Below are 23190 nucleotides of genomic sequence, written 5' to 3'. Positions count from 1 at the left end.
CTGCTCCTGCGTTTGGCGCGCTTGGTGGTGCGCGCGCAGCCCGACCCACCCGACCAGCCCGATCATCGCCAGCACGATCACGAGTGAGACGAGCAGCGTCCGGCGAACGGGAACACGGGCGCCGGCTATTTCGGTGGTAGCAGCATCGTCTGCCATGTGCGCTGCTTTCCGCCGGGGGCGGCCAGGTCCGATTGCGTGTAGACGTGCCCGTCCGGGCCGACGTAGGTGCCGGTGGCCGGGTCGTACTCGGCGCCCGCTATCGGCAACGGTTCGGGTGCCGGCGCGGGCGGTGCCGGCGGGCGCGGCTGCGGCACCGGCTGACCCGACAGGGTGGCGTTCGGGTCGCCTTTCCAGTTGTAGCCGTCGTTGAGCGGTACGTAGCTTTCGTCGCCGTCGCACATCTGCACCGACGGCGCGCGTTTGCCGGGGTGACCCACGCACGGGATGTTGCGGACGCCGCGGACGTTTTGCGGGGAATCCTGCGGCACCCGGCAATACAGGTCGCCCGCGGGCCGGTCCGGGTAGTCCTCCCACGACGGCACCCGCTGCTGCTGGGCCGGCAGAAAGCCGGTGAGGCACGGCGGCGGCAGGTTGAGCCGCAGGTTGAAGCTCAGGAAGGCGCCCTTGTAGCCCTGCTTGGTGTTCCTGTTCGGGACGTTGATCGCCTGGATCGTGGCCACCGCCTGCGGAAGCAGGACCAGCAGCTGCTCGAGGCCGGCGTGATAGGTCAACGCCACCTGCCCGACGCTGGTCAGGTTCGAAAGCACCACCGGCAGCGTCGGATTCAACCGGTCCAGAAGCTGACGCGCTTCGCCGACGGCGGGCCCCCCTTGCTCCAGCACGGTCCGCACCGCGGTGTCGTTCTTCGCTAACCCGCCCGCGATGTCGGCCAGGTGCGCGGCCCACGCCCGCACGGCGTCGGGGGTCTCGGCCTGGGTGTCCAGCACCGGCTTCGACCGGTCGATCAGCGTGAGCAGCGAATCCAGGTTCTTGCGGGTGTCAATCGACAGCGAGCTGGCGCCGGCCACGAGCCGGGACAGGTCGGGCCCGAGCCCGCCGACGGCGGCGGAGGCCTCGTCGACGACGGTCTTGAGGTCCTCACGCGGGACCGACTCCAGGCCCCGGTTGGCCGCGTCGAGCATTGTGTCCAGGTCGGGCGGCACCGACACGCGGTCCACGCGGATCACGTCACCGTCCCTCAGCGGCGGCGAGTCCCTGCGCGGCAGCAGCGCAACGTACTGCTCGCCCACCGCCGACTGGCTGTGGACCTGCGCATCGAGGTCCGACGGGATGTCGATGCCCGACTTCAGCGAGAGGACCGCCGCCACGCCGGTGTCGGTGAGCCGAACGCTGTCGACCCGGCCGACCTCGGTCCCGCGGTAGGTGACGTTGCCGCTGGGATACAGGCCGGCGGCCTGGGGCAGCTCGACGGTGACGCGGTAGCGTCCGATGCCGAACATTGCCGGGAGCTCGATGTAGCCGAACACCATCACCGCGCCGCCGACCAGCGCGACGACGACAAAGATCGCCAGCTGGATGAGGACTCGCCTGGACAAGGGGGGCATGTCAGCGCCCCTGATCCCAGTGATACGGCACGACAAGCGGATTGCCGGCGGTGTAGGGACTGGGCATCTGGCCGATCGTGCGGCCCCACTGCAGCTCCAGCTCCGTCAGATTGCCCTCGAACCGGGTACCGGTGAGGAAGGACGCGTCCAGCCGGCTCAACGTCAGGTCGATGATGGCGGTCAGGTTGGCGTAGTCCCCCCGGGCCCACTTGCTGATGGTCTCCTTGGGGAAGGGATAGGTGGCGAGCAGACTCAACGCAGGGGTCATGGCGGGGCCGGCGTTGGCCAGGGATTCCAGCACCGGCGCCAGGTCCTTCAGCTCCTTGACCAGAGCGTCTTTGGTCTGCCGTGCCGAATCGGCAACCAGCGCACTGAATTTCCCGAACTGATCGAGCGCCTCGACCAGTGTCTGCCGTTGGTCGGCCAGGGTGTGCAGCGCGGCCGGGATGGTCCGTAGCGCCTTGTCCACCACCGGCTTCTGGTCCGCGAACTGGCCGACCAGATTGTTGAGGCTCTCGGCGGCGGCGATGATGTCATCGGTCTGGTTCGCGACGTGGGCGGTGAACGTGTCGAGTTGGGTGAGCAGGCTGCGCAGGTCGTCGGCGCGCCCGGCCAGCGCGGTGCTCAGCGCCTGGGTGATGTCCTGGATCTGCCCGATGCCACCGCCGTTGAGCAACAACGAGATCGCGGCCAGCGTCTGTTCGGTCGTCGGATAGCTTCCGGACGACGACAGGGGAATCAGCGACCCGTCCTTCAACCTGCCCTCGGGTGGGACACCGGTCGGCGGGGCCAGCTCCACATGCAGCGACCCCAGCAGGCTGGTCTGGCCGATCGTCACGGTCGCGTTGGCCGGCAGGTCGACGTTGCCGTCGAGCCGGATCGTCAGCAACGCATGCCAGGCCTGCCGCTCGATCCTGGTGACGTTGCCCACGGTGACGTCGCCGACCTGCACGCGGGAGTTCTGTTCCAGGGTGCCCACGTCGGGCAGTTGGGCCTGAATCGTGAACGAGCCGGGGCCGCGTCCGGCGGTTCCGGGCAGGGCGACCGAGTTCAGGCCCCGCCAGCCGCAGCCGGCCGTCGCGGCCACAATCAGGGCTGCCAGCGCGCCCGCAACGGCGAGCCCCCGGCGCGTCACGATCCACCCCCGGTCGGCAGCATCAAACCGCGCAGTCCGTCGGCGGGATTGACCGGGTGGACCTCGACCGGATTGGGCTGTGGCGGAATGTAATCCGGCCGCATCCAGTCCTCGCTGTAGGTCACCTCGTTCGGGCGCGCGGTGGCGCCGACCACCAGGTTCTCCCCGAGCGGCGGGAAGTTGTACTGACGGTTCTTGATGATGGGCGCCAGGTACTGAACGCACAGCTTGGCCGATTGGTCCCAGCCGAGGCGCGAGGCCGCCTGTATCGCCCCGCACAGAAAGGCGACGGGGTTGGCGAAGTTGGCGAACGCCGGCGCACCGCTCAGCGTGCCCTGCGCCGGCTGGTAGATGTTCATGAAGTTCTGCAGCTCGGTGGGCGCGATGTGCAGCGCCTGCTTGATGTCGTCGAGGCTTTTGTTCAGCTCGGTCGACACCGACGCAAGCCTGTCGGACGTCGTGCCCAGCGCCTCCCGGTTCTCGGACACGAAGCTGCGGACGTCGCCGACCACGTCGGCCAGCGCGGTGACCGCGTTGGCGATCTCGTTCGGATCGTCGGCCAGCAGGCCGGTCACGGAGGCGAGGTTCTGGTTCAGCTGCCGCATCAGATCCCCGCTGGTTTGCAGCGCCGAAACGAGCACCGACAGGTTCTTCACGGTGCTGAACAGATCGTTGCTGTGGTCACCGAGCGCCGAAACCGCTTGGGAGAGCTTCACGATGGCGTCCCGGATGGTCACCCCCTGGCCGCGCAGATTGTTCGCGGCGGTGGTCACGAGCGATCCGAGGGGGCTGACGCCGCCGTGGGTGGGCTGCAGCATCTGGGTGAGCTTTTCCAGGTCCTGCCGCAGGTCGTCCCACTCCACCGGGACCGCGGTGCGGGCCTGCGGGATCACGGCACCGTTTCGCAGCTGCGGCCCCCCGGTGTAGGCGGGCGTCAGCTGAATCGCCCGCGAGGTGACCAGCGACGGCGACAGGATCACGGCCTTCGCATCGGCGGGCACTTGGTATTTGGCGTCGTACCAAAACGTGATCTTGACGCGCTCGGGTTGCGGTTCGATTCTGTCGATCCTGCCGACGGCCACGCCCAGGATGCGCACCTCGTCGCCGACGAAGATGCCGTTGCTGTTGGTGAAGTAGGCCACCACCGTCGTCCTGTGGCTCGCCCCGGATGAGTGCCAGACCGCCGCGAAGCCGGCAAGGATGCCGAACACCAAGACGGCGGCCAGACCGATTCTGGCGTTGCGGCGCTTCATCGTTCACCGGCTTTCGGCGGTTCACCCGGCGCGGGCACGAACACCGGCGACGGTGACGGCGGCGCCGGTGGAAGAGCCGTCTGGCCGGGGGCAAGCGGTGGCGGCCCCGGCGGCGGTCCGCCCGGCGGCGGCGCGGGGGGCGGCTCACGGTAGGGGTAGCGCGGGTCATCCGGCTTGCCGGTGATGGCGTCCGGGAGGTTCAGCCGCGGCTCGCCGCCCTGACCGGTGCGCGGAAACGGCACCGGCAGGGCCGGTGTTCCCGGCTGACCGACCTGCGGGTCGGTGAGTTGTGACGGCAGTAGCACATTAGGGTCCAGACCCAGATCGGAGAACGCGGCGTCGACGAAGGGCTGGATGAACTGGCCGGGGATCAGGTTGGCGATGTAGAAGTTGAACCACGGCCCCGTGGACATCGATTCGCCGAGCGACAGCGCGTAGTCGTCGAACTTCTTGATCGCCTGTCGCATTCGCTCTTTGCGGTTGTCGACGATCGAAAGGACCTCGTTGAGCTTGTCCAGTGTCGGCTTGAGGGTTTGCCGGTTGTCGGCGATCAGGCCCTTGATCTGCCGGCTCACCGCCGTGATGTTGCCGGAGATCTGGTCCAGCGCGCGGCTCTGGCTCTGCAACTGCACCAGCAGCGCGCTGCTGTCGGCCACCAACCGGGCTATCTGGTCGCTGCGCTCGGACAACACCGTCGTCGCTTTGTTGGCGTTGGTCAACAGATTTCGCAGTTGGGCGTCGCGGTCGCTCAATGTCTGTGAGAACCGCGCGACACCGGCCACCGCGACCTTCAGGTCGGCCGGGGTGTCGGAGAAGGTGTCGGCCAGCACGGCCAGCGATTCGGACAACCGGTTGGTGTCCAGCCCGCTGATCGCGGCGCCGAGGTCTCCGAGCGCGTCGGGCAACTGGTAGGGCGCGTGCGTACGCTCGAGCGGGATCGGCCCGGACAGCCTGCCGTCGCCGCGGGTGGTGACCTCGAGGATCTTCGCGCCCAGCAGGCTTTTCGTTTTGATCGACGCCTCCGTGCGGTCTCCGAGCCGGATGTGTTTGTCGACCTCGAACTTGACGAGCACCCGGGGCCCGTCCAGCTCGATGCTGTCCACCGCGCCGGCCTTGAAGCCCGAAACCTGCACGGCCGCACCGGTCAACAGCCCGCCGGCCTCGGCGAAGTAGGCCGAATACTGCTTGCCCGATTTGAACAGGGGCAGCTTGCTGTAGGTCAGCGACGCCGCGACCACCCCGCCGACCACCACGACACCGATCGCGCCGACCACCAGGGGATTGCGTTCGGAGAAGTACTTCACTTCGGCGTGCACCTCCCCGATGGCTGGCCGATAACCTTGACGTAAACCGGTTGTCCGCCTTTGCCATTGAGCTTGAAGAGCATTTCACACAGATAGAAGCTGAAGAAGTCCCCGTACAGGCCCTGCCGGTTCAGCATCTGGTAGGCGTCCGGCAGGGTGTTGAGGAAGTCGTCGAAGTAGTCGCGATCGGCCAGGATCAGGCCGCCGGCCCGGTCGCCTTCGTTGAGGATCTTCGTCAGGGGTGCACGGCCTTTCGCGAGCAGGTCGGCAATGGAATCCGCGGCCGCGTCGGCATAAGCGATGCCGTTGCTGACGTCTCGCTTTCGGTCGGCCAGCGTGGCCAGCAGCCGGGACAGCGAATCGACGGTCTGTGCGAACTGCGTGCTTTGGTTTCCGAGCGAACCCAGCACGGTGTTCAGGTTGACGATCACTTCTCCGATGAGCTGATCTCGGTCCGCCAGCGTGTTCGTCAGCGCGGCGGTGCGCGCCAACACCGACCCGATCGTGGCACCCTCCCCCTGAAACGCCCTGATCAACTCCGTGGACAAGGTGTTGATCTGGTTGGGGTCCAGCGCGTGGAACAACGGCCGGAACCCGCCGATCAGCGCGTCCAGATCCAGCGCGGGCGCCGTCCGTGACAACGGGATCGTCTCGCCGGGCTTGAGTTGCCTTGTGCCACCGGGGCCGTCTTGCAGCGCCAGGTAGCGACCACCGATCAGGTTCTGGTAGCGGATCACCGCCTTGGTGCCCTGGGTCAACACCACGGTCTTGTCGGCGCTGAAGTCGACCACCGCGCTACCGTCGTCCTGGATCGAGATTTTGCTGACCTTGCCGACCTCGACGCCCGCGATGCGGACGAAGTTGCCCGCCTCGAGGCCGGACACATTGCTGAACCGCGCCTTGTACTGCAACTCATTGCCGAACCGCAGCTGCGCGAAGATCGCCAGCATGGCAACCAGGCCGAAGGCGCACACGGCCATGAAGACGGCCAGGCGCCAAAGGGTGCCCGGCAGGTCCTCTTTCATGGTGGCTCCTCGTCGCTTACCTGCGTAGTCAGGGCGGTGGCGGTGTGGGGGTGGGCTGCAGCTGGGCGGGGGCCGGGATCACGGCCGGCTCTGATCCCGGTGGCGGGGGCCCGGGTTCGGGCGGGTTGCCCGGCGGAGGCGCCGGCGGCAGACCCGGGTAGAGCGGTGTCCCGTCCGGGGCGTATTGCGGGGCACCGTACGGCGGCGCCCCCGGGTACGGGATCGGCCCGGGCGCAGGGCCGCCCGGATAGCGGATGCTGGGCGGTTCGGGCATCCCCCGCGTGACGGGCAGGTAGTCGGCGTATCCCGGGAAGGCGATTCCGGGGTTGGGCCGGATATCCAGGCCGGTTCCCCACCCGGTATTAGTAATCAGTTGGCGCAGTGGCCAATTGGCGGCGACATCCGGCAGCGATCCGCAGCCCGGCTTACCGCCGGGGCCGCCCTTGGCGCCGACGATCGGGAGGTTTTGCGGGTACCGGTATTGGTCGGCGCCCAACAACGGTGTGCTATCGATGATCAGCGAGTAGCCGTTGGCGCCGCCCATCGCGTCCCGGTAGCCGGTGTCCAGGGCCGTCTTGGCGCCGACCAGCATGCAGGTCAGTTCCGGGTTGTATTTCATCAGCAGGCTGGTCGTCGGTTCGAGCAGGCTAACCGCTCTGACGATGTTGTCCTTGCTGGGGCCGACCAGGGCGATGCCGCTGCGGGAGAGGCCGACGACGCCGGTGAGCAGCGAATCGAGCGCAGGTGCGTCATCGGCGATCGTGCCGCTGGTGACGCTGGCCGCATCGAGCACCCGCAGAATGTCTTGCGCGGCGGCGTCATAGGTGTCGGCGGCGCCCTTGGCCGCCCGGATATCCGCCCGGACGGCTTCGGCGCGCGGATTGATCGCGCGCAGCACCTCGTTGGTGTCGGTGAGGCCCTGCCCGATGGCCGCACCCTGCCCACGCAGGCCCTCGGCCAGCGCGGACAGCACGCCCTGGAGCTTGGCCGGGTCGATCTCGTTCAGCACCTTGACGAGGCTGGCGAACAGGGTGTTGACCTCGGTGCCGACGTTTTCGACCCGGATCACCGCCCCGGCCGCCAGGCGCTTGGGGCTGGGCCGGCTCGGGTAGACGAGGTCGACGTACTTGGCGCTGAAAAACGTAGTGGCCCTTATCCGCGCCTGCACGTTGGCCGGTATGTAGTCGACCTGGTTCGGGTAGAGCTCCAGCTTGAGGCTCACCTGGCTCTTGCCGTTGGTGACCTCGGCGACCCGCCCTACCTGCACTCCGCGCATCTTGACCTTGGCGCCGCGGTCCATCACCAGGCCGGCCCGGTCGGAGATCACCGTCACCGGCACGTACGACTTGAACGACCCGGAGAACAGGGCGGATGTCAGCGCGATGGTGCCGACGGTGGCGATGACGAGGATGAGTGTCCACCAAGCGGGATGCAGGCCTTTCGAGCGCGTTTCCGACATCTCCCTACCCCGAGAGATTGAAGTGGCCGGACTGGCCGTGCACGGAAAGCGAGATGGCCAAGACGATGAGCGTCAACACGATCAGAGAGGTTCGCACCGAATGGCCGACGGCCTGGCCGACCCCCGCGGGCCCGCCCGAGGCGTGGTAGCCGTAATAGGTGTGCACGAGCATGATGGCGATCGACGCGGTGATCACCGTGACGAACGACCACAGTAGGTCCGTCGAGTTGAGGAATGTGCGGAAGTAGTGGTCGTAGACGCCGGTGGACTGGCCATAGATCCCCGTCGTGCCGAACCGCGCCGCCTGAAAGGCACACACCACCGCGATGCAATACAGCGGGATGACCACGATGACGCCCGCGACCACCCGGGTGGAGACCAGGTACGCGACCGAACGGACGGCCATCACCTCGAGGGCGTCGATCTCGTCGGCGATCCGCATCGCACCCAGTTGCGCGGTTGCGCCCGCGCCGATGGTCGCGGCCAGCCCGACGCCGGCCACCGCCGGCGAGATGATGCGGACGTTGACGTAGGCGGAGATGAATCCCGTCATCGCCTCGACCCCGATGCCGGACAGTTGGTTGTAGCCCTGAACCGCGATGACCGCGCCGGTCGACAGGGTGAGGAACCCCACGATCACCACGGTGCCGCCGATCACCGCCAGCGCACCGGTGCCCAGGCTCATCTGGGCCACCAGCCGGAGGATCTCCTTCCCGTACCGAGCGAACGCCGTCCGCATCTCGGAGACGGCCGTCGAATAGAACTTCACTTGCGCGCCAACGCGATTCCAGCCGGCCGCGAGGCTGGTAGCCACGTCCAAGAGCCGCCTGGATCGCTGGCGTACCGCGTTGTCGGCGCTCATTGCGGACCCGTGTAGTAGACGGCGGTCGCGACGATGTTGATCACGAACAGGGCGATGAACGAGTACACGACCGTTTCGTTGACGGCGTTACCGACGCCCTGTGGCCCCCCTCCGACGGAAATGCCCTTGTAGCAAGCGATCAGAGCGGCGGCCATCCCGAACAGTGCCCCTTTGACCAGGCCGAGAATGAGGTCGGGCAGGTGGGTGAGCAGCGTCAGGCCCGCGGCGAAGGCGCCCGGCGTGACGTGCTGGGCGAACACCGAAAAGACGAACGACCCGACCATGCCCACCAGCGTCACCAGCGACACCAGGGACACCGCAACGACGGTGGCCGCGAGCACCCGCGGCGCGGCCAGCCGGCGAACCGGGTCGACTCCCATCACCCGCAACGCATCGAGTTCGTCGTGGATGGCGCGCGATCCCAGGTCGGCGCACATCGCGGTGGCCCCGGTGCCGGCGACGACGAGAACGGTCACCACCGGCCCGATCTGGGTGACGGAGGCGGTCGCGGCGCCGGTACCGGAGAAGTCGGCCGCCCCGAACTCGACCAACAGAATGTTCATGGTGAAGACGACCAGCACGGTGAACGGGATCGTCAGCAGCAGCGTCGGAATGATGGACACCCGCGCGACGAACCATGTCTGCAGAAAAAACTCGCGCCACGGAAATGGCAGCTTGAACATCGCCACGAAAGTGTCGAGCGACATGGCAAAGAATGCACCGAACGAGCGGAGCGGTTTGGTGACGGACTCTGAGGAAATCACGCCAAATCCCTCCCCCGGCCGGAAAATATGACCGTCGTCGCGACCCGGATGTTCCTAACCTGAGGCCACTTGTGGGGAACCGTACAACAGGCGTGTAACCCGCGAAGGCGAATTCGCGATGTTTGCCGCCCGGGCGCCAAACGCGCTCGCGGTGAATGCGATTCGTGTCCCCGTGTCGTCATTGCGTTACGGCCCAGGGGCGGAACGTATCCGGCGGCCGATTGCCGTAATTGCCAGATCTGGGCCGGGCACAATTCGCCGACGGCCTGGCTGATCAGATACGAGGCCTGGTAGTCGTCCGGGTTGCTGAAGTCGTCTTTGACCTCCCTCATGATCTGCGCGTAGCGCTCCCCCGCGCGCACCTTGTCGCACATGCCGTTCCCGTATGCCAGGGCGGTGTCGGCGTTGGGAAAGTCGTAGCCCGGGCGCACCGTCACGTTGACGAGGTAGGCCACCGCATCAGCCCGGGCAAAGGGCGTACCGGCGCGCAGCAGGACCGCCGCGGCCGCGGCCGGACCGGTCAGCCGGCGAAGATTCATCTCGGCGCCCCGGCGCCGGGTGCGCCGTACATGGCAACGACCACGCTGCGGTCCAGGCTGTTCTCCGACCACACCCCCATCTGCGTATAGGCACAATTCCGCATGATCGCCAGGTAGGCGGGGTTGCCGTACCACTGGTTGATCACCTCGAGGCCGCTGATCGCCAGCGCCGGATTGATCGCGACGGTCTCGGCGACACTGCCTCGGTAGCCCGCGGCATTCGCCCGGTCCTGCGGGGTCGAGCCGTCGGAGCCGATGTCACCGTCGAGCGCACGGTTGGCGAGCACGTCGTCGGTGTGCCATTGCGCCGCCAGCTGCAGTTGCAGGTTGATCCGCACGTCATTGGTACAGCCGGCATTGTGTTGGGCGGTGTAGACATTGGCGACGACTCCGTCGTTGAGCCGCTTGTTGTCCGCGTTCGCCGGCGGCGCGCAGACGAATGCCGCGCTACCAAGGAGAACGGTGCAGTGACGAATGGCGTCGCGACATCTCATGCGACCCCGCGCTTGCCGCCGTCGTCCATCAGCCATCGGCGCGCTTCACCGGCTTCGGCCTCGGAAAAAGTGCGGTACTTACCGGGCCAGAGAAAACCGAGAAGTTCACTGAGCTTGGCGACATGCTTCACCCATGCCACGTCGCTGACAATCGCGCACCGATCCCAATCGAAGTAATGGCCCACCCCGAATTTCGAATCCGCCCACACCGCACCCGGATCGAGACCGGTTAAGTCGGAGGAGATTTCGCAATATATCCGCAACCTTTTGTGCCGAGTCAGCTTGTCCTCGAATCCGGGTACCAGCACCGTGTCGTAATCGGACTTGGTCACGTGCCCATGGAATGCGAACGCGGCGACGTCGTCGGGAAAGCCGTCGAGCATTTCGATCACGGGGCCTCCTAGAGAGACGAATCGGTCCAATGTGGTCATCGTCTCCGCGTCGAGCGTGGTGGCCTAGGGGCCAAAGTCCTTCGAAGGTGCGAACGGAAGTCGTGAACTCGGATGCGCGTCGACCGGCGGCGCGCCGGACCAAAGCTTGTTCCAAGTCCCCGGCGCGGTCCTAAAATTGCGCGATGCGAGTCGGCATCGACTTTGGTACCACCCACACCGTCGTGGCGGCCGTCGACCGAGGCAACTATCCCGTCATCTCCTTTGATGGCTTGGACGCGTGGCCGTCGATCGTCGCGGCCAACGCCGCCGGGGAGTTGCGGTTCGGCGCGGAGGCCGCCGCCGTCCGCCACGACCCGGGCTGGTCGGTGTTGCGGTCGTTCAAGCGGCTGCTCAACGAGGCCGGACCGCAGACCGAGGTGCGCCTCGCCGGCCGCAACCATCGCCTGGCCGACCTGCTCACCGGTTTTCTGGCGCAGCTGAAAACCGACCTGCTGCGTCGCTCCAATTCCGGCCTCACCGCGGGGGAAACCGTCGAGGCCGCGATCAGCGTGCCGGCCAACGCCTCGAGCGCCCAACGCCTGCTGACCCTGGACGCGTTCGTCGCGGCGGGCTTCCACGTCGTCGCGCTGCTCAACGAGCCGTCCGCGGCGAGCCTCGAATACGCCCACCGGTACCGCCCCACCATCACCGCCAAGCGGGAGTACGTACTGATCTACGACCTGGGTGGCGGCACGTTCGACGCCTCGTTGCTGAAGATGACCGGGCACGCGAACGAGGTGATCGTCAGCGAGGGTATTCAGCGCCTCGGCGGCGACGACTTCGACGACGCGATCGTCGACCTCGTCCTGGCGCGCTCGCGGCTGTCCGGAGTGGGCGCCGCCGCGCGCGACCTGCTGCGCGAGGAGTGCGCCGCCCGCAAGGAGGCCGTGGGGCCGCAGACGCGCCGCTTCCTGGTGGACCTCACGGGGGTGGACGGGGCGGACCGGCCCCCGTTCTCCTGCCCCGTCGACGACGTCTATTCGGTGTGCGCGCCGCTCGTCGACAAGACGATCGAGTTGCTCGACCGCGTCCTGCACCACCCGGGTGGCGGCCGCGACGTGACGTGGTCGGAGGTCGCCGGCATCTACGTCGTGGGCGGCGCCGGCAGTTTCCCGCTGGTTACCCGGATGCTGCGCACCACCTTCGGCGACAAGCGGGTGAAACGCTCGCCGCATCCCTTCGCGGCGACAGCGATCGGCCTGGCCGTCTTCCTGGACAAGGAGTCCGATTTTGCGCTCTCCGAACGCTTTTCGCGTAACTTCGGGGTCTTCCGCGAGGCCGAGGCCGGCGCCGGCGTCGTCTTCGACCCTATCGTGTGCAAGGACGTCTCGCTGCCGGCCGATGGCCACACCCCACTGGTGGTCAAACGGACCTACCGCGCGGCGCACAACATCGGCCACTTCCGCTTCGTGGAATGCAGCCGCCTGGTCAACGGCCGGCCCGACGGCGACGTGACGCCCTATGATCCGGTCCTCTTCCCCTTCGACCCGGCGCTGCACGACCGCGAGGACCTCGGGCATCAGCCGGTCGGCCGGTGGCGGGACGGCCCCGACGTCGAGGAGCGTTACGTCATCGCCCCCAGCGGCGCAGTGGAAGTCACCCTGACCACGCAGCCCGCCGGATTCAAGCGCACCTTCCGCTTGGAGCGCCGCGCTTCCGCGAGGGCGTGACGCGGCCATGGAGCTGTACGAGGTCATGCGAACGACGTTCGCGGCGCGCGAATTCACCGACGACCCCCTGCCCGACGAGGTGCTGTGGCGCATCTTCGACAACGCCCGGTTCGCCCCGAGCGGCGGCAACCGGCAGGGCGCCCACATCACCGTGGTGCGCGACCCGGACGTCCGTCGCAGGCTCGCCGAGCTGGGCACGGCCGCGGCCCGTCGCTACTTCGCCCAGCTGCAGGCGGGTGAAAACCCCTGGAATTCAATACATCCCAGTGGGGTGCCGCAAGACGTCATCGACCGAACCGAAATCCCCGACACCTTCGTCGCGCCGATCGCCAAAGCGCCGGTCGTCCTGGTTGTTTCCGTCGACCTGACGGTGGTCGCCTCGCTCGATCAGGACTTGGACCGCGTCGGCATGGCCAGCGGCGCATCGGTGTACCCGCTGATCTGGAGCATCCTGCTGGCCGCCCGCAACGAGGGCTATGGCGGCACAATGACCACGATGGCCATCGCGGCCGAGGCGCAGGTCCGCGAATTGGTGGGGATTCCGGACCGGCACGCCGTCGCCGCGATCGTGCCCCTTGGCAAACCGGTGCGACAACTCACCAAGCTGCGCCGCAGGCCAGTCCCCGATTTCGTCAGCAACGGGCGCTTCGACGGCCCGGCGTTCGGAAGCTGACGGCCTGTCGCTGGGCCGGTCCGTCCTCATTCGATGACATCGGCATAGATGTCTAAGAGCCGGAACCTTGCCGCATCGAGATACTCTCCGAGAACCGCGATTACAAGTTTCTGCAGTTCGTACCCGAGTTCGTGGTCCTCTTCGCACTTGTCGCGCAGGCACTTGCCGTCGAAACCGATGGCGCGCGTCGTCTCGACGGCTCGCGCGTCGAACCGCGAGTTGTACGGCGGCACCAACCACGACCATCCAAGGATGTCTCCGTCTCCAAGCGTCTGCACCGTCAAGCTGCCACGGCCCAGAACGGGGGTTTCGAGCGCGATCCTGCCGGCGCGGATGAGGTAGAAGTGATCAGCGGGATGGCCCTCGCGGAAGATCTACTCACCCACGCTGAAGCGTATGTTTGCCGCACACCCGGCCGCCAGCTGCAAATAGCGCGGGTCCATCCCGCCGAAGAACGGGTGTTTGGCCAGAACGCCTTCTAGCGTCCTCACTGCCTGTTTCCTTTACCGGTGCCATTCAATTGCTTGAGAGGGACGATAGTTGATCGCAAAGGCCCTCCTACCGCGATCGAAGAGAGGAATTGCCTGCCGAAAGCCAACGCCGGGTGTCGGAGCACCCTCGTACGATGCTTTCGTGATTCCCGGCGACTTTCCGACCAGGGATGTAGTCGACGCGATCGAGTTGGACGACGATCGGAACCCGCCTTGGGTGCCCGACGTGGCGGGCCTGTCACCGGTTGACGCCGCCCTGGCGTACGCGCGGGCGGGCTGGTACGTGCTGCCCACCGACCCTGCCGATATCAAGAACCCCGGCAGCGTCGTGCATGGCCACTGGCAGGACAAGTCAAGCCGCGACCCCCGGCAGATACGCACATGGTGGCCCGAACATGCCGGCAACGGCATAGCCCTGCACGTCGGCAGGTCCGGAGCGGTCGCGTTCGACCTCGACATCGACGATCTCGACGCGATCGCGCGCGCCGGTCGACCGGACATCGCACGGGCGCTGCGGTCGGCCGCGGCGGTGCAGTCCACCCGGCGCCAGGGCGACCGTGGCCATTACCTCTTCGCGACGGCACCGGGCGACTCGTTCGGTAACGGCCCGGGTGCGTTCCGGCGTTGGGGGCAGGTGCGGGGCCGCAACGGCGTCATAATCGCGGCCCCGACGCCGCACCCCGATGCGGCGACCAAAGGCGGTCGCTACCAATGGAAGCGCGTGGGCGCGCTGCGTCCACTCCCCGAAGTGCTGCAGGCATCCTTGTTGGCCGCCGCCGGCGAAGCCGACCCGCTCACCCAAGCGGAGTTGGAAGAGTTCCTGGACACGCACGCGGGCGGCGGCTGCGGACGGCAGGACTGCCGCAACTCGCCGAGGGGACCACTCACCAGGTTCAGAAACCAGGTGGCCGACGGGTGTTCGCGCCACGACACCATGGCGAGCGTGCTGCCGTGGGCGTTTTCCGAGGCGATGGCCGGGTGCTACCCGGCGCGCCAGGCGTTCGACCAACTCCACGCGGCGTTCACGGCGGCATTCACCGACGACGACGATCCCGCGCGGCTGCACCAGCTGGGCAGCGAGTTCGTCCGGCTCGCCCAGTGGGCGGCAGCGCACGCCGACCCGGCCCGCGCGCACCACCATGACCGGCCGCAGCGACCGGGCCGGTTCGCGTATCCCCCACAGCTGGCGCGATTCGCACGCCTGAAGTGGCGGCCGTATCGACGGCAGCGCGACGAGTGATAAGGAGCCATCCCGCATGTCCACCTGGCTGATCACCGGATGCTCGACCGGGCTCGGTCGCGCGCTTGCCGAAGCCGTCATCGGGTCCGGCCACAACGCCGTCGTCACCGCGCGCGACGCCGCGAAGGTCGCCGACCTGGTGTCGGCCGCTCCCGGGCGGGCACTCGCCGCCGCCCTCGACGTCACCGACCCCGCGCAGGTCGTAACGGCCGTGCGGCAGGCGCACGACCGGTTCGGCCGCGTCGACGTACTGGTCAACAACGCCGGCTACGGTTACCGCGCCGCGGTCGAGGAGGGCGACGACGCCGAGGTGCGCGCCCTGTTCGAGACGCACTTCTTCGGCGCGGTCGCCATGATCAAGGCCGTCCTACCCGGCATGCGGGCACGCCGCGGCGGCGCGATCGTCAACATCTCCTCCATCGGCGCGACGGCGACCCCGGTGGGGTCCGGCTACTACGCGGCGGCCAAGGCCGCCATCGAAGGCATGAGCGGCGCCCTGCGCGGCGAGCTGGCCCCGCTGGGGATTTCGGTGACCGTCGTGGAACCCGGCGCGTTCCGCACCGATTTCGCCGGGCGCTCGCTGGTCCAGTCGGCCACGGCCATCGACGACTACGCCGCGACCGCGGGACGGCGACGCAAGGAAAACGACACCATGCACGGCAACCAGGCCGGCGACCCCGCCAAGGCGGCCACCGCGATCATCGCGGCGGTCGAGTCCAGCGAGCCACCGGGATTCCTGCTGCTCGGCCCCGACGCGCTTGGCCTATATCGCTATGTCGCGGACGCGCGCGCCGCCGAGATCGCGAAATGGCAAGAGCTGACCACGAGCACTAACTTCGATTGAGCCTCGCCGCGATCAGAACCGAATCAGCCCGCGCAGATTCACCCCGGCGTGCATGTCGGCGTAACCCGTATTGATCTCCTCGAGGGTGTACTCGCGGGTGACGAGTTCGTCGAGCTTCAGCCGGCCGGCGCGGTACAGGTCGAGCATCCGGGGTATGTCGTGCCGCGGATTGGAAGATCCGAAAAGCGAGCCGCGAACCTGCTTTTCGTAGAGGGTCAAGTCGAAGAGCGACATGGCGACGGACGTGTCGGTCGGGTGCGGGATCGCGGTCATCACCACCCTGCCGCGCTTGCCGACCAGGCTCAGGGCCTGCGCCACGTAACTTCCTTCGGCCGAATCCGTGCTGACCACGCAGACGTCGGCCATCTGGCCGCGCGTCAGGTCGGTCAGCAGTGCTTGGGCCTCCTCGACCGTCGCCGCGGTGTGGGTGGCGCCGAATTCGAGGGAACGGCTCCGTTTGTACTCCACGGGATCGAGCGCGACGATGACGCGCGCGCCCGCGATCCGTGCGCCCTGCACCGCGTTCATGCCGATCCCGCCCACGCCCATGACCACCACGGTGTCGCCGTCGCGCGCTTCGCCGGTGCGCACCATGCTGCCGTAGCCGGTGGTGACCCCGCAGCCGACCAGGGCGGCGGTGTCCAGCGCGGTGGACGGGTCCACCTTGATCACCGAGGCCAGTGGCACCACCGTGTATTCGGAAAACGTTCCCAGCACGCACATTTGGCCAAGACCTTGACCTTTGGAATGGAAACGGAAGGTGCCGTCGAGTTGGGGTCCGGCGATGATGGCGGCGCCGAGCACGCACAGGTTGCTCATGCCGCGCGAACACGGTTCGCAGCGACCGCAGGCCGGGATGAAACTCAGGGCCACCGAATCCCCTGGGGCGACTTCGGTGACGCCCGGGCCGACGTCGACGACGACGCCGGCGCCCTCATGCCCACCGACCACCGGTAGCTGCATCGGCATGTCGCCGGTGAGCAGGTGGTCGTCGGAATGGCACAGCCCGGCGGCCGCCACCTTGACCAGGACCTCGTTCTCCCTGGGCCCGTCCAGGTCGACCTCTTCGACTTCCCACTTCTGGTGCAGCCCCCACAGCACCGCCGCCTTCGTCTTCATCGTTCCGGCGTCCAGGTCGCAGGCAGGCTGTTGACGCCGTTGATGAAATTGGCCAGGGCGTACTGCGGCTCCGGTGCCGAGATGTCGGGAATCCTCGTGTAGACCTCGGTCAGCAGCGCCTTGAGCATGGTGCGGGCCAGCGCCGCGCCCAGGCAGAAGTGCGGACCACCGCCACCGAAGGCGATGTGCGGGTTCGGGTTTCGCAGGATGTCGAACGTGTGCGGATTTTCGAAGACGTCCTCGTCGCGGTTGCCCGAGTAGTACCACAACACGACCTTGTCGCCGGCCTTGATCTCCGATCCGCGCACGGTGATGTCGCGGGTGGCGGTGCGGCGCATGTGCAGCAACGGCGATCCCCAGCGCAACACCTCCTCGACGGCGGTGGCCACCCTCCCCTCGACGTCCTCGACGAGCAGCGCGCGCTGGTCGGGAGACTTCGAGAGGGCGGCGATGGCGTGGGCCGAGGCGTGCCGCGTGGTGTCGTTGGATGCGACGCCCATCAACACGAAGAACGCCTTCAGCTCGTCGTCGGTCATCTTCTTGCCGTCGAACTCGGCCTGCACCATCCACGTCATCAGGTCGTCGCCCGGGTTGGCCCGCCGCTCGGGGATCAACACCGTTGCCACCTCGTGCAGGTCCATCACGGCGCCCATGAACAGCTCGAGTTCGCTCTGCTCGCCGCGGATGTTGGGGTCCGTCCAGCCGACCAGCCGCTGGGCGGCGGTGACGGCCTTGTCACGCAGTTCGCCGTCGGGCAGCCCGAAGAAGCTGCCGAAGATGCGACCGGGCAGCTTGACCGACACCAGCTGGACGAAGTCGCCTTCACCGAGGTGCGCCATCTCGCTGACCAGGTCATGGGCGTGCCCGCGGATCCAACCTTCCAGCCGGCGCACGTTCTTGGGCTTGAAGGCTTCCGTCGTGATCCCGCGCAGCTGGGTGTGCCGCGGGGCGTCCATGGCGATGAACGACTGCGCGATCTCCACCGCCTCGGGGGCGAAGTCCTCCATCGTGATGCCCTGCGCGGAGGAGAAGATCTCCGGGTGGCGGCTGGCCATCCGGATGTCGTCTTGTTTGGTCAGCGACCAGAACCCCCTGGTGTTGAGCTCGGGGGGCAGCAGATCGGACTCCGCGGGTCGGCTCCACGGCACCGGGTTCTCCGCGCGCAGGACGGCGAAGGCGGCGTCCCGCTCTTCCGGGGGTCTCGCCCAGAACTCGCGGGCGCTCAGATCGATGTCTTTATGGGTGGGCGCGGTCGTGGGTGCGGTCATCAGGCCATGCTGGTCAGCGCGGCGGCGGCGCGGCATAGGCGCGAGTGCCAATCACTGGCCTGCGCGGGCCAGCGCAGACAACCGGCGATCAGGAGATCGGTGCGCGGAATGTGGCGACGAGGCCGCCGCCTTCGCGTGCGGCGAAGTCGACCCGGCCGCCCATCGCTTCGGCGATCTGCTGCACGATCCACAGGCCGAGCCCGGCGGTGCCGCGCTGGCCGCCGACGCTGACGTACTTGGTGGTCAACTCCCCGAGGCTTTCGGCCGGGATGCCCGGCCCCCGGTCGGCCACCGTGAAGACCAGCTCGTCGCCCTCCCGCGAGCAGGTGACGTCGACCGGTTCACCTCGGCCGTGCCGGGAGGCGTTCTCCAGGAGGTTGGTCAGCAGCCGGCGCAGCCCTTGGGCGTTGACGGCCACCGCGTCGACGTCACCGCTGACGTTCAGCCGCAACCGCGGCGCCGCGAGGCCGACAGCGTCGGCGGCGGCAACGACGAGGTCGGCCACGTCGACGCGGCGGACCCGGCCCGCCGAGAATGTCGGGCGGCGACTCAACGCGACGTCGGAGAGGGCGTCGACCATGTCGGTCAGGTGGTGCACGTGCCGGGCCACCAGCTGCAGACTGGTCTCCCGGTCGGCCTGCGACATCGGCTGCTTCGACGTCAGCGCCTCGCTGAGCGCCTCCAAAGACGTGACGGGAGTGCGGAATTCGTGCACCAGCACCTGCAGCCCATCCTGTTGCGACTGGTAGGAGCGCAGCAGGCGCGCCCGCAGGTCGCGTTCCTCTTCCGCGGCGGCGTGTTCGGCCTCGGCCTCCACCAGCGCGCTGAGCCGGGAGCGGTGTTCGCGTTCGGCGAGCGCGGACAGCCCGGCGGTGATGATCCCGACGAAGATCAGATACACCGCCGACCAGCCGGCCTGTAGCGCCGGAGCCGCGGTGACCGGAGCGCTGGGCGAAGACGTCAGCGCCACCGGGATATGGGCGGCGCCCAACAGGATCGCGACCAGCAGGGTTTCGCTGAAGGACAGCCGCGCCGCCGAGGCGATCACCACCAGCGCCAACACCGCGACCACCGGGCTGTAGACGCCTCCGCTCAAGGCGATGAGCGCCAGCGTGAACGCCGAGTCGAAGCCGGTGACCAGCCACGCGTACCGAGTCCGCCGGACCTCCAGCTGCGGATAGGCCAACAGGACGGCCGCGTAGACCATCGCGGCGCCCAACACCGCTACGGTGGCCGCCGTGTGCTGACGGAGCCACTGGGGTCCGACCGTCAGCAGCGCGCCGATTGATATGACCACGGCGACCCGTACCGCGACGACGGTGCGGGCCAGCCCGTAGTCCTCGCCGTCGAAGTCCACGGTGGTTCTGAGTCGATCGAGCGGTCTCACCCGGCTGACCATAGAGTTCGGGTTAGCATCGCGGCAATGACGCGCTCGCCGTATGTCGTGGTGATCGTGGACGATCACGAGCTGTTCGCGCAGGGCCTGGCCCTGTTGCTCACCCGCGAATGGGGTGAACTGTTCACGGTCGGTGGCCAGACGACATACGTGGAAGAGGCCGCCGATCTGGTGGCCCGCTGCGACGCCGACGTCGCGATCATCGATCTGTCGATGCCGCCCCTGGGCGGGGTCGCCGCCATCCGCCACATCAAGGCGCGCCATCCGCAGACCCGGATCCTGGCGCTGTCGGGGACCGACGACCTGGCGCTGGCCGAGGAGGCGTTGCGGGCCGGCGCCGACGGCTTCCTGCCCAAGACCGCGCGGCCCGAGGCGCTGGCGGGGCCGCTATGGACGATCGCGGAGGGCCTGCGGGTCGTGGACGGCGCGCTGCTCGACGCGTTGCTGAGCAACATCCGCAAGCCACCGCCCGAGCTGCTGGACAACTTGAGCGCCCAGGATCTCCAACTATGGGCCCTGCTCGCGACCGGCATGGAGACCGGCGACATCGCCCAGCGGATGCTGGTGTCGGAGCGCACCGCCAAACGCATGGTGGCCGCGCTGCTGCACAAACTCGGAGTCGGCAACCGCATAGCCGCCGCCGCGTTGGCCGGGCGCTACCGATTGCTCGACGACGTGGCCGAAACGCGCCGGCTCAGTTGAGGATTCGAATCGCTTGGGCGGGGCACATCGCGGCCGCCCGAATGACCCGTTCGCGGTCGGCCTCGGGCGGGTCGGGCTCGAGCACCACCACTTGTTCGGCACCGTCGGGAATGTCGAAAACGTCGGGCGCGGCCAGTAGGCACTGCCCGTGTCCCTCACAGAGGTCGTAGTCGAGGGTGATGCGCATGAACGCCAGTATCGCCACGGCCCCCGCGCCATACGTGGTCCCCATGCGCCAGATGTGGCCCCTTCGGGCCAGCTCGTCGTGGGCCTTTCAGCCCTAGGCGCGCGGCGTAGCTTCTACCCATTCTGGAGTCCTTAGTGTCCCCTCCTAATCGAAAACGCGATCATGACAACTACGCCAACTCAGCCCACCTCCTCCGTCGAAGTTGCCGAGCAGCGCAGACACCAAGTCGACGCGATCGTCGACGCGGCGGCCGAGGCGGCCCGAGCATTCCGCAAGCTCGACCAGCAGCAGGTCGATGCGATCGTCGAGGCGATGGTGCGCGCCGGGGTACGTGCCGCCGGCGAACTGGCGAGTGTCGCGATCGAGGAGACGGGTTTCGGCGTCTTCGAGGACAAGGTCGTCAAGAACTATGTGGCCACCGAGTTTCTGCACGACTATCTGCGCGGCAAGAAATCGGTGGGAGTCATCGACGAGGACGTCGAACACAACATCGCCTATGTGGCCGAGCCGATCGGGGTCGTGCTGGCCATCACCCCGGTGACCAACCCGACCTCGACGGTGCTGTTCAAGGCGATCGTCGCCGCCAAGACCCGCAACGCGATCTTGTTCCGACCGTCACCGCATGCGGTGCGCTGCTGCGAACGCAGCCTGGAAATCCTGCGCGCGGCCGCCGAAGCGGCCGGTATGCCACCGGGGGCGCTGCAGGTGATCCCGGACGCCCAGCACGAGGTGACGCACTACCTGTTCAAGCACCCAGGAGTCGATTTCATCTGGGTGACGGGCGGACCGAAAATCGTCGCGCTGGCGAATTCGGCCGGAAAGCCGGGGCTGAGCGTCGGTCCCGGCAACGCGCCGATCTATCTTCACAAGACGGCGGAGCTGAAAGGCGCGGTCGTCGACATCCTGATCTCGAAAACCTTTGACTCGTCGGTCATTTGCCCGGCCGAGCAAACCTGCATCATCGACGACGAGGTGTACGACGAGGTGATGGCCGAGTTCGAGCGCATGGGCGCCCAACTGCTGACCCCCGACGAGGCTCAGGCGTTGGCGGAGTTCGCGTTTGGCTGCGGCGACAAGGTCTCGCTCGAGGCGGTCGGGCAGAAGCCGTCGGAGCTGGCCGCCCGCGCCGGCTTCAGCGTGTCACCGACCGTGAAGGTGCTGCTGGCACAGCTTCCTGCAGACCTCGACGAACTCGCTTCGCATCCGCTGGTGCAGGAGAAGCTGATGCCGGTGCTCGGGGTGGTGCGCGCAAGCGGCGTCCAGCACGCCATCGACGTGGCCGTTTTGGTCACCGAGCACGGGGGCCTGGGTCACACCTCGGCGGTCTACGCCAACGACGAGGACGTCATCGAGGCATACAGTCTGGCGCTGCGCACCGGGCGCATCCTGGTCAACGCCCCCACCGCGGTCGGAGCCCTCGGCGGGGTCTACAACAACCTGACCCCCACGTTCTCGCTGGGTTGCGGCACGTGGGGCGGGTCGAGCACTACGGAGAACGTCAACTACCGCCAGTTGCTGAACATCAAGACCGTTTCGCGGCGCCGCACCCCGCCGCAATGGTTCCGCGTCCCGTCCAACACCTACTTCAACGAAGGCGCACTGGACAATTTGCGCGAACTCGACGCCGAAACCGTCGTGGTGATCACCGACGCCCCGACCGACGAGCGCGGCGTGGTCGACTTGCTGCGCGGCAAGTTGCGCGCCCGCCACGTGCAGGTGTTCAGCGAGGTGACACCGGAGCCCGACGAGACGACCATCCGCCGTGGCGTCGCGGCGCTCCAGCGGGCCCAACCCGATCTGCTGGTCGCCGTCGGCGGCGGCTCGGTGCTCGATGCCGGCAAGGCGATCCGGCTGTTCTACGAGCACCCGGAGAAGAGCCTCGACGAGTTGACCATGCCGTTCCTCGACCCCCGCAAGCGCGTGGCCGACTATCCGGCCGGCCGCCATCGCGTCCAATTGGTGGCTGTCCCAACGACATCGGGTACCGGTTCGGAAGTCTCGCCGGCGGCGGTGCTGACGGTGCGCGGCAAGAAGGAGACGCTCGTCGACTACAGCCTGGTGCCCGACCTCGCGATCGTCGACCCGGTCCTGACCTCCTCGATGCCGAAAAAGCTGACCGCCGACACGGGCATCGACGCTCTGACCCACGCACTGGAGGCGATCGTCTCGATCTTCGCCTCGCCTTATACGGACGCGTTGTGCGCCCAAGCGGTGCGGCTGATTTTCGACGCCCTGCCAAGGGCATACGAAGATCCCGACGACCTGTCCGCGCGAACCAGCATGTCCAACGCGGCCACCCTGGCCGGCCTCGCCTTCTCGAATGCGTTCGTCGGGACCAACCATGCGCTCGCCCATGCCGTCGGCGCCAAGTTCGGGATCCCGCACGGCCGGGCGAACGGAATATTCCTGCCACATGTGCTGCGCTACAACGCAAGTCTGCCGAGCAAGTTCATGCCCGCGCCGGGATATTCCGCCTACGTGGCGCCGGACAAGTACGCGCAGCTCGGCCAGCTGATCTTCGGTGGCCACCAGCCCGACGACTGCCGAGCCCGGCTGTTCGATGGGGTGGATGATCTGCTGAACCGACTGAACATGCCCCGATCGCTGCGGGAGTACGGCGTCGAGGAGGAGCAATTCCTTGGCGCGTTGCCCACGTTGGCGATGACGGCATTCGAGGATCTCAGCAACCGCACCAATCCGCGGATGCCATTGGTCAGCGAGATCACCGCTTTGCTTCGGGCGGGCTTCTACGGTGATGCCGAGGCGTGA

20 protein-coding genes and 2 pseudogenes are annotated in these 23190 nt (G+C 67.6%); 6 read left to right on the top strand and 16 right to left on the bottom strand.

What is annotated here, in order from left to right; translation table 11 throughout:
* Positions 1-125: 125 nt before the first annotated feature.
* From KXD96_RS10905 to KXD96_RS10855, 11 genes and pseudogenes are all read right to left on the bottom strand, one after another.
* The gene (locus tag KXD96_RS10905; RefSeq protein ID WP_260744567.1) at positions 126-1565 is read right to left on the bottom strand and encodes an MCE family protein; all 1440 of its coding nucleotides are present in this window, start codon (positions 1563-1565) and stop codon (positions 126-128) included.
* Position 1566: 1 nt separating this feature from the next.
* Entirely contained in the window at positions 1567-2700 is a 1134-nt protein-coding gene (locus KXD96_RS10900; protein ID WP_260744566.1) for a virulence factor Mce family protein, read from the bottom strand.
* Positions 2697-3953 carry a virulence factor Mce family protein gene (locus KXD96_RS10895; protein ID WP_260744565.1) on the bottom strand — a complete coding sequence of 419 codons (1257 nt, stop codon included), beginning with the start codon at positions 3951-3953 and terminating at the stop codon, positions 2697-2699. The genes KXD96_RS10900 and KXD96_RS10895 overlap by 4 nt, the downstream gene beginning before the upstream one ends.
* Positions 3950-5257 (bottom strand): MCE family protein, encoded by a 1308-nt coding sequence (locus KXD96_RS10890; protein WP_260745321.1) that lies wholly within the window; start codon positions 5255-5257, stop codon positions 3950-3952. Before KXD96_RS10890 ends, KXD96_RS10895 begins: the two co-directional genes overlap by 4 nt.
* Entirely contained in the window at positions 5254-6282 is a 1029-nt protein-coding gene (locus KXD96_RS10885) for an MCE family protein (protein WP_260744564.1), read from the bottom strand. Before KXD96_RS10885 ends, KXD96_RS10890 begins: the two co-directional genes overlap by 4 nt.
* 28 nt (positions 6283-6310) lie before the next feature.
* Positions 6311-7741, bottom strand: coding sequence for an MCE family protein (locus KXD96_RS10880; RefSeq protein WP_260744563.1), 1431 nt, complete (start codon positions 7739-7741; stop codon positions 6311-6313).
* Positions 7742-7745: 4 nt separating this feature from the next.
* A complete protein-coding gene (locus tag KXD96_RS10875) occupies positions 7746-8603 on the bottom strand; it encodes an ABC transporter permease (RefSeq protein ID WP_260744562.1) in 858 nt (285 codons plus the stop codon).
* Positions 8600-9310, bottom strand: coding sequence for an MlaE family ABC transporter permease (locus tag KXD96_RS10870; protein ID WP_396878418.1), 711 nt, complete (start codon positions 9308-9310; stop codon positions 8600-8602). Before KXD96_RS10870 ends, KXD96_RS10875 begins: the two co-directional genes overlap by 4 nt.
* Positions 9311-9564: 254 nt before the next feature.
* Positions 9565-9906, bottom strand: a pseudogene (locus tag KXD96_RS10865) (DUF732 domain-containing protein); the annotation flags it as partial.
* 17 nt (positions 9907-9923) lie between these two features.
* A pseudogene (locus KXD96_RS10860) lies at positions 9924-10400 on the bottom strand (CAP domain-containing protein); the annotation flags it as partial.
* The gene (locus tag KXD96_RS10855) at positions 10397-10783 is read right to left on the bottom strand and encodes an STAS/SEC14 domain-containing protein (RefSeq protein ID WP_260745320.1); all 387 of its coding nucleotides are present in this window, start codon (positions 10781-10783) and stop codon (positions 10397-10399) included. The gene KXD96_RS10855 and the pseudogene KXD96_RS10860, both read right to left, overlap by 4 nt.
* 191 nt (positions 10784-10974) lie before the next feature.
* Between KXD96_RS10855 and KXD96_RS10850 the strand changes: the two genes are divergently transcribed.
* Together KXD96_RS10850 and KXD96_RS10845 are read left to right on the top strand one after the other, a co-directional pair.
* The gene (locus KXD96_RS10850; protein WP_260744560.1) at positions 10975-12501 is read left to right on the top strand and encodes an Hsp70 family protein; all 1527 of its coding nucleotides are present in this window, start codon (positions 10975-10977) and stop codon (positions 12499-12501) included.
* Between the two features lie 7 nt (positions 12502-12508).
* The gene (locus KXD96_RS10845) at positions 12509-13174 is read left to right on the top strand and encodes a nitroreductase family protein (protein ID WP_260744559.1); all 666 of its coding nucleotides are present in this window, start codon (positions 12509-12511) and stop codon (positions 13172-13174) included.
* A 26-nt stretch (positions 13175-13200) separates the two neighbouring features.
* Here the strand turns inward: KXD96_RS10845 and KXD96_RS10840 are convergent, their stop codons facing one another.
* Complete coding sequence (locus KXD96_RS10840; protein WP_260745319.1) at positions 13201-13494, bottom strand: hypothetical protein; 294 nt, start codon at positions 13492-13494, stop codon at positions 13201-13203.
* Positions 13495-13807: 313 nt separating this feature from the next.
* Between KXD96_RS10840 and KXD96_RS10835 the strand changes: the two genes are divergently transcribed.
* Positions 13808-14905 (top strand): bifunctional DNA primase/polymerase, encoded by a 1098-nt coding sequence (locus KXD96_RS10835; protein ID WP_260744558.1) that lies wholly within the window; start codon positions 13808-13810, stop codon positions 14903-14905.
* 16 nt (positions 14906-14921) lie between these two features.
* A complete protein-coding gene (locus KXD96_RS10830; RefSeq protein WP_260744557.1) occupies positions 14922-15749 on the top strand; it encodes an oxidoreductase in 828 nt (275 codons plus the stop codon).
* A 12-nt stretch (positions 15750-15761) separates the two neighbouring features.
* Here KXD96_RS10830 and KXD96_RS10825 read toward each other — a convergent pair whose 3' ends face one another.
* The 3 genes from KXD96_RS10825 to KXD96_RS10815 all read right to left on the bottom strand — a co-directional run bounded on the left by KXD96_RS10825 (position 15762) and on the right by KXD96_RS10815 (position 19523).
* A complete protein-coding gene (locus KXD96_RS10825) occupies positions 15762-16868 on the bottom strand; it encodes an NDMA-dependent alcohol dehydrogenase (RefSeq protein WP_260744556.1) in 1107 nt (368 codons plus the stop codon).
* Positions 16865-18136 carry a cytochrome P450 gene (locus tag KXD96_RS10820; RefSeq protein ID WP_260744555.1) on the bottom strand — a complete coding sequence of 424 codons (1272 nt, stop codon included), beginning with the start codon at positions 18134-18136 and terminating at the stop codon, positions 16865-16867. The genes KXD96_RS10825 and KXD96_RS10820 overlap by 4 nt, the downstream gene beginning before the upstream one ends.
* A gap of 88 nt (positions 18137-18224) precedes the next feature.
* The gene (locus KXD96_RS10815) at positions 18225-19523 is read right to left on the bottom strand and encodes a sensor histidine kinase KdpD (RefSeq protein WP_260744554.1); all 1299 of its coding nucleotides are present in this window, start codon (positions 19521-19523) and stop codon (positions 18225-18227) included.
* A 36-nt stretch (positions 19524-19559) separates the two neighbouring features.
* Between KXD96_RS10815 and KXD96_RS10810 the strand changes: the two genes are divergently transcribed.
* On the top strand, positions 19560-20234 hold the full coding sequence (locus KXD96_RS10810) for a response regulator transcription factor (RefSeq protein WP_260744553.1): 675 nt from the start codon (positions 19560-19562) through the stop codon (positions 20232-20234).
* Here KXD96_RS10810 and KXD96_RS10805 read toward each other — a convergent pair.
* Complete coding sequence (locus KXD96_RS10805) at positions 20227-20466, bottom strand: ferredoxin (protein ID WP_260744552.1); 240 nt, start codon at positions 20464-20466, stop codon at positions 20227-20229. The two genes, KXD96_RS10810 and KXD96_RS10805, sit on opposite strands and share 8 nt — an antisense overlap.
* A 117-nt stretch (positions 20467-20583) precedes the next feature.
* Between KXD96_RS10805 and adhE the strand changes: the two genes are divergently transcribed.
* Entirely contained in the window at positions 20584-23190 is a 2607-nt protein-coding gene (gene adhE / locus KXD96_RS10800; protein ID WP_260744551.1) for a bifunctional acetaldehyde-CoA/alcohol dehydrogenase, read from the top strand.

It is taken from the genome of Mycobacterium sp. SMC-2 (genome assembly GCF_025263485.1).
Taxonomy (GTDB): Bacteria; Actinomycetota; Actinomycetes; order Mycobacteriales; family Mycobacteriaceae; genus Mycobacterium.
Note: the sequence above shows the minus strand (reverse complement) of the source record. Positions and strands in the feature narration are given on the sequence as shown.